Below are 6,260 nucleotides of genomic sequence, written 5' to 3' on the forward strand. Positions count from 1 at the left end.
CCGTCACTGCCTGACAAAAGACCACAAACAAAATATTGCAGAATTCTCTAGCCTGTTAAGAATACCTTATACCGAAACAACCGAGTTCAATAGAAAGACAGTGGCATTTGACAGCGTTTTTTCTGTCACGCATAAATCGGAGGACATACCCGGTACTTTTTTGGATGCCGTGGCCTTCAGGGTGTCTGAAAGTACTGCCCAGACCTTATGGCCGTTTTGCTGGAACGGTCCATACGCCTTCCTCCAAGCGGTGAATGGTTCAACAAATTTATCAACAGCAAGATTGCGAAAACTGCCTTTGATGATGGTGACAAAATCTCACTTACAGGCATGGGATTTCCGCTCGCCGAGCCATATTCTCGAGTTGTTTATCCCGCTGACGAGTCCCAACTTACGGAAATAAATGTCAACGCCATAAGTTTCAAAGGTGAGATCGGAAAAGGTGTTTATGCCGACCGCGTAAAGCTAAACGGCATCACATGGCCGGGTGATATGGATGGCATGAGTGGATCCCCAATGTTTGTGCATTTTACCGAAAACGGTCAAGACGCTTTTGCCCTTGCCGGGATGCTTATCACTGCAGGTGGAGGCACCGGCCAGTTGATGAGGATTGACGTTCTATCGCAGCTTTTTAAAGATGCCTGAGGTAGGCAAGAGGAGTAACTACGTAGCGGATCTTGAAGACGTTGCCCCTGCCAGCCCCGCAGCACCCTCCTCCCCGCCTTTGTCTGGTGCTATCTGAGGCTACCGCACCCCCTCACAGAAACACTGAATCGCTCGACAGGCGGCCCGCAGCGACGCGTCATCCAGCGCGTAGGCAATGCGCAGGTAGCCTGGCAGACCAAATGCGCTGCCCTGGACGACGGCAACATTGGCTTCCTCCAACAACGCCAAGGCCACCGCTTCATCATCAACCAGCTCTCGCTCAGCAGATGAGCGTTTGCCAATCAGACCGGAACAGTCCGCGAAGGCGTAAAACGCGCCACCAGGGACAGCGCAGGTGATACCCGGCACCTGATTGAGCAACTCGACCATGAAATCGCGACGCCGCTGGAACACTTCGCGGCTGTGAGCGATGAAGTCTTTCGGTCCATCAAGGGCAGCGATCGCCGCGTGCTGCGAGATCGAACAGGCGCCCGATGTCTGCTGACCTTGTAGCTTCTCCATCGCTTCAAGCAACCAGCGAGGTCCAGTGGCGAACCCGATTCGCCAGCCAGTCATGGCGTAGGCCTTGGATACGCCGTTCATGGTAAGTGTGCGCACACCCAGCCGTGGCTCAACCTGGGCAAGCGTGAGGAAGTCGCGAGCGTCGAAGACCAGGTGCTCATAGATGTCATCCGCCAGGATCAGTACCTGCGGATGGGCCAGCAACACCTCAGCCAGCGCCTGCAGCTCGTCACGGTCGTACACCGCGCCAGTCGGGTTGGACGGCGAATTCAGGATGAGCCAGCGGGTCTTCGGTCCGATTGCTTGGGCCAGCGCTTGCGGCGACAGCTTGAAACCCGACTCGGCGCCACAGGCCACAATGCGCGAATCGCCACCGCACAGCTGGACCATTTCCGGGTAGCTGACCCAATACGGCGCGGGGATGATGACTTCGTCGCCCTCGTTCAGGGTCGCAGCCAGGGCGTTGAAGATGACCTGTTTGCCGCCGCTGCATACCAGTGTGTCCTGCCAGCTGACATCGAGGCCGTTCTCACGCTGGTATTTGCGTGCAATGGCTTCGCGCAACGTGCGAAGGCCAGCCACTTGCGTGTAGCGGGTATGGCCATTGTCGATCGCACTGATGGCCGCCGCACGGATGTGCTCAGGTGTATCGAAGTCCGGTTCACCCGCACACAGCGAAATGATCTTCGCGCCTTCAGCGCGGCGCGCAGCGACGCGGTCGATGATCTTGTAGGTCGCTGAAGGTTTGGCAGCCTCCAGGCGACGATTCAGGGTTTCAAGGCTCATGGTTGTTTGCTCTGCAGGGAGTGGTAACCGAGGACCGCCCGGGCGTCTTTGAGGCACTTGCCAGCGGCGATCTGATCACGGATCTGCGCTTCAACCTGCTCGATACGTCGTGCTGTTTGAGCAACATCCCGGGCACGCTCCCGCGGCACGATGACCACACCATTGGCGTCGGCCACCACAATGTCGCGGGCACATACCCGGGCACCGCCAACCGACACCGGCTGGTTAACCGCCACGACTTCCACACGGTCTTTACCGGTACGCATGAAGCGGCCTTTGCTGAACAGCGGGTAGCCTTCGCCCAGGGCCTTGTTCACATCACGGCAGACGCCGTCGATGACCGTACCGGCGATTCCGCGCGCCAGGGCGTACTGGGTCATGATGTCGCCCCATACGGTGCAATCGGTGCGCCCGTCGTTCGCAATGACCACCACGTCGCCCGCTGCCACGTCATCAATGAAGTCACCGACAGTGCCCGGCGGAGTGCTCGCGCTCACGTACTGCACGGTGAAGGCCGGGCCGACCACGATCTGGCTGTAGTTGGCCAGCGGCGCAATGCCGAAGGCCTGGCCTGCAAGGCCCAATTTGTCCATCGCATCAGACACCCCTGGGGTGTCCAGGCCCTCAAACAGCGCGACGAGGTCTTTATCGCAAAGGCTCATATCAGTGCTCCGCCTTGATGGCTTCGAATTGGCTGTCGTGCATGACCTCTTCAACCGAGCGGCCTGCACGCACGGCGTCAAGCATGCCGGCTTGGCGCCGATCGATACGCTCGGCCAGGTCCAGAACATGCTCGATGACCTGGGCCGGCACGAAAACGGTGCCGCATTCGTCGGCGATCACGTAATCACCCTCCTCGACCTCTACGCCCGCCATGCGAACGGTTACGGCGTCTTCGATTTGAATGAGCCGGTTGCGCGCGCTGATCATGGTCACGCCGCGACCGAAGAGCGGGTAGCCGATATCGGCGCTACCGCGGATGTCGCGACTGAAACCGTCGATGATCGAACCACGAATGCCTTTGCGTTGGGCCGCGTTGGCAAGGATGTCGCCCCAGCTGGAAATACCGTCAACGCCACCTGCGATCACCAACACACGGTCATCGCTGGTGATCTGCTCCACTACCGGCGTAATCAGGTGAACCGTAGGCGCCACATCCTGTTTGGGGCCCAACTGCACGGTGCTGGCACGGCCGACTATTTTCGGACAGTTCCAGAGCGGCATCAGGCCATTGGTGGCGCCAGGGAGTTCGAGAAAGTCCAGCGCGTCCGATACCGTGTTGGTATCGAGCGCGGCCAGGCGATCAAGCGGGGCAATCAGGCTCATCGGTTGCAGACCTCTTGTGGGTGAAAGCTGAGTATCGGCAACGTGATTTGATACGTATATTACTAAGAAGCTAAGCTTGTCATACCAAAAACCTATGGAAGTGCACCGTGATCAATTTTCGCTTGATACGCCACCTCTGGCTGTTCTCAGCGGTGGCTGAAGACCAGAATTTCAGTCGCGCAGCCAAACGGCTGGGCATGTCGCAGCCGCCGTTGACCGAGCAAATCCAGGCCCTCGAACAGTCTTTGCGGGTGCAACTGTTTACACGCTCTCGCCGTGGTGCACAGCTTACGCCCGCAGGCGCGGCCATCCTGCCCGCAGTAAGAAAGTTTGCCGATCAGTTGCAAAGGCTTGAGCTGGCGGTACATGAAGCGGTAGCAGGTCACACCGGTGTGCTGACCATCGGTGCGATTACCTCTGCCATGATCGATGTGCTGCCGCCGCTGATCGAACGCTTCAAGCAGGAGCACCCGTTGGTCACGGTGTCGGTCCGGGAAATTGACAGTGCGCAGGCGGTCCCCGCGCTTGAGGCAGGTGATATCGATATCGCGTTCGCACGCCTTGAGGGCAATCTCGGTCGCCACCTGCAATCGATTCCGTTGTCCGAGGATCGACTGGCAGTGGCGCTACTCAACGACCATCCATTGGCCGCGTGTGAATCAATCTCGCTCAGCGCGCTCGCGGATGAAACCTTGGTCATGGCGTCGCGCGATGTCAGCCCGGTGTATTTCGACTACCTGGTCGGCCAGTGCAAAGCCAGCGGCTTCGCGCCGCGTATCGTGCATCAGGTCCGCTCGGTTTCCTCACAGGTTGCCTTTGTCAGCTGCGGCCAAGGCATCGCCCTGGTGCCCGCGTCAATGGACAAACTCGCCCCCGAAAACGTCATGATTCGACCGCTGCTACCCGAGGTGAACGTAGTCACCACGGCCATGGCCTGGCACAGCGAGCACAAAAATCCGCTGCTGGAGGCAATGATCGACCAGGCGAAGCAATCGTTGATGCCATAGGCCAGGCCTATCACAGGCTTCCTGGCTTCGTATTTTACAAATCATCGTGCGCGCTTGAGATTAGGGCCCTGTACTAGGAGTCCACACCTGTGTCCCATCCAGCTCGCTTCACTCACGAAAACATCGCGCTGAACATCGACGGCGTCCGGCTCGACCTGGCGGTGATTCATCGTAGCGGGCCGAAAGCGCCTATTCTGTTCCTCCACGGCTTTGGCTCTACCAAGGAAGACTACGCCGATATCACCCTGCAACGCGCGTTCGATGGGCACCCCTTCATTGCTTACGATGCGCCAGGCTGCGGTGAAACCGCGTGCACCGATCTCTCGCGCATCGACATCCCTTTTCTGGTGAAAACCGCACAGTCCGTACTCAAGCATTTTGGCGTCGAGCAGTTCCACCTTGTGGGCCACTCGATGGGCGGGCTTACCGGCTTGATGCTCGCTCACGGCGAGCCTGAGCGTGTTCTGAGCTTTGTCGACATCGAGGGCAACATTGCGCCGGAGGATTGCTTTCTCAGCCGCCAGATCCATGACCATCGCCGTGATGATGACGCACGCTTCTTTCATGACTTTATCGAGCGCACCCGGTTGGCTTCGGATCCAGCGAGCGCCCTGTATGCCGCGAGCCTAGGGCACAAGGTACGCATCGGCGCGGTGCGCGGCATTTTCGAATCCATGGTGGCGCTTTCCGATAATGGCGGGCTGATGGATAAGTTCCTCGCACTGCCCTTCCCGCGCCAATACATGTTCGGGGTGAGCAACGCTCACCTGTCCTACCTCGAGCACATTTGTGCAGAGGGCGTGCAACTGGCATGCATCGCGGACTGCGGCCACTTCCCCATGTACTCCAATCCAGTCCTGATGTGGCAGCACATCAAGTCTCTGCAAGACCGCGCATAAGCGGACCGAATACCTCCACGCGGCGGCGTTGGCCGCGTGAAGCTCGCCCTGCCCCCAACAAACGTCGTGTTTCTTCAAAACGCGCAGTGCACAGCACGGATCTCATCTACCACCTGCATCGTTGCATCTTCCAGCGTTCCTTCATTACGGCATAAAACCCAGCCATGATCTGCAACCGCACGCTCGAACGCCTGGGTACAGGCAACATGCTCTGCATAGTGATGCATAAGCGTGCTGCCCAGCCCGCGCGTGCGTGTCGCTGCCCTGGCCCATGAAATTTCCGGGGCGGTGACAACGCCGACATGCAGGTCTGGCACTCGCACGTTTCGATCCCGGTTCATCTGCAGGATTTCTGCAAACGGGACCAATCGGCGAAACGCGGCATCAGACGGGTACCAGCGATCGATCAGGATGATGCAGTCCTGCGGCTGCCGGGTCAGCACGTGCCGCGAAATCCACGCTCGGCTGTCAGCCAAGCGCTGGCACACCTCCAGTTCCAGTTCACGGCCGGGGTTTCGCACGAGCTGATTGGCCAGGGCCATTGTTTCTCCCCTGCCAGGGTCGCTTTTTTTCTCGCACAGCCGGATGACCTTCCTGTTGTCTGCCCTCAGTGCCTGGGTGACGGCCTCCAGCAATGTGGTTTTGCCGGCGCCCTTGGGCCCATCCAGGGAAATGAACAACGGCCGAGTCATTCTTCTGGCCGCAATTGATGTACGGTTTCTTCACAGTTCATATCACGTGACAGCATCGTGCGTCCTTACCCTCCTGATGTCGGCAATGGGGGCCTAGAAAAGCGCGTCCACGTCGTAAAAGCAACTTCCCAGGCCGCACTGAAACAAACCGCCCTTGCACCGTGCTACCTCCAGGGGAAGTCGGTAAGCTAGCGCCCAGCATGATCTTTTCCCTTGAAGATGGCATCTGGATGCGCAGCGCCGGCAGACACGCGCCCAGCCCCGTGGATGTGATCGAAGGACCAGGCTGGAAAGGCCTGCAAACCACCCAGACCTGCGGCATCAGTGAGCCAGAGACCGGTTCGAGTGGGGAAGCCGCGCTTCCCCCTCGCCCACCCACCCCG

Annotated in this window: 7 protein-coding genes and 1 pseudogene; 4 read left to right on the top strand and 4 right to left on the bottom strand. The window is 58.9% G+C overall.

The window, feature by feature from the left end; translation table 11 throughout:
* Positions 1-207 precede the first annotated feature (207 nt).
* Positions 208-645, top strand: coding sequence for a hypothetical protein (locus G3436_RS18300; RefSeq protein WP_243667211.1), 438 nt, complete (start codon positions 208-210; stop codon positions 643-645).
* Between the two features lie 99 nt (positions 646-744).
* Here the strand turns inward: G3436_RS18300 and G3436_RS18305 are convergent, their stop codons facing one another.
* Genes G3436_RS18305 through G3436_RS18315 form a run of 3 tightly spaced genes read right to left on the bottom strand, consistent with a single transcriptional unit; the run spans position 745 to position 3,279 of the window.
* Positions 745-1,953 carry a pyridoxal phosphate-dependent aminotransferase gene (locus G3436_RS18305; RefSeq protein WP_163947734.1) on the bottom strand — a complete coding sequence of 403 codons (1,209 nt, stop codon included), beginning with the start codon at positions 1,951-1,953 and terminating at the stop codon, positions 745-747.
* A complete protein-coding gene (locus G3436_RS18310) occupies positions 1,950-2,615 on the bottom strand; it encodes an RraA family protein (RefSeq protein ID WP_163947737.1) in 666 nt (221 codons plus the stop codon). Before G3436_RS18310 ends, G3436_RS18305 begins: the two co-directional genes overlap by 4 nt.
* A 1-nt stretch (position 2,616) precedes the next feature.
* A complete protein-coding gene (locus G3436_RS18315) occupies positions 2,617-3,279 on the bottom strand; it encodes an RraA family protein (protein ID WP_163947740.1) in 663 nt (220 codons plus the stop codon).
* Between the two features lie 107 nt (positions 3,280-3,386).
* On the opposite strand from G3436_RS18315, the gene G3436_RS18320 reads away from it, so the two are divergent.
* Both G3436_RS18320 and G3436_RS18325 read left to right on the top strand, forming a co-directional pair.
* Complete coding sequence (locus G3436_RS18320; RefSeq protein ID WP_163947743.1) at positions 3,387-4,286, top strand: LysR substrate-binding domain-containing protein; 900 nt, start codon at positions 3,387-3,389, stop codon at positions 4,284-4,286.
* A gap of 89 nt (positions 4,287-4,375) precedes the next feature.
* Positions 4,376-5,185: an alpha/beta fold hydrolase gene (locus G3436_RS18325; RefSeq protein WP_163947746.1), complete on the top strand. Its 810-nt coding sequence runs from the start codon at positions 4,376-4,378 to the stop codon at positions 5,183-5,185.
* Between the two features lie 74 nt (positions 5,186-5,259).
* On the opposite strand, the gene G3436_RS18330 is transcribed toward G3436_RS18325, so the two are convergent.
* Positions 5,260-5,877 carry a dTMP kinase gene (locus tag G3436_RS18330; RefSeq protein WP_163947749.1) on the bottom strand — a complete coding sequence of 206 codons (618 nt, stop codon included), beginning with the start codon at positions 5,875-5,877 and terminating at the stop codon, positions 5,260-5,262.
* 200 nt (positions 5,878-6,077) lie between these two features.
* Between G3436_RS18330 and G3436_RS27810 the strand changes: the two are divergent.
* Positions 6,078-6,260, top strand: a pseudogene (locus G3436_RS27810) (hypothetical protein); the annotation flags it as partial.

Source organism: Pseudomonas brassicae, assembly GCF_010671725.1.
Lineage (GTDB): Bacteria > Pseudomonadota > Gammaproteobacteria > Pseudomonadales > Pseudomonadaceae > Aquipseudomonas > Aquipseudomonas brassicae.

Bases quoted from the DNA above. Each gene is read 5' to 3' on its own strand.
- G3436_RS18315 (WP_163947740.1), bottom strand. From the start codon at position 3,279: ATGAGCCTGATTGCCCCGCTTGATCGCCTGGCCGCGCTCGATACCAAC.
- G3436_RS18330 (WP_163947749.1), bottom strand. From the start codon at position 5,877: ATGACTCGGCCGTTGTTCATTTCCCTGGATGGGCCCAAGGGCGCCGGC.
- G3436_RS18300 (WP_243667211.1), top strand. From the start codon at position 208: ATGGCCGTTTTGCTGGAACGGTCCATACGCCTTCCTCCAAGCGGTGAA.
- G3436_RS18310 (WP_163947737.1), bottom strand. From the start codon at position 2,615: ATGAGCCTTTGCGATAAAGACCTCGTCGCGCTGTTTGAGGGCCTGGAC.
- G3436_RS18305 (WP_163947734.1), bottom strand. From the start codon at position 1,953: ATGAGCCTTGAAACCCTGAATCGTCGCCTGGAGGCTGCCAAACCTTCA.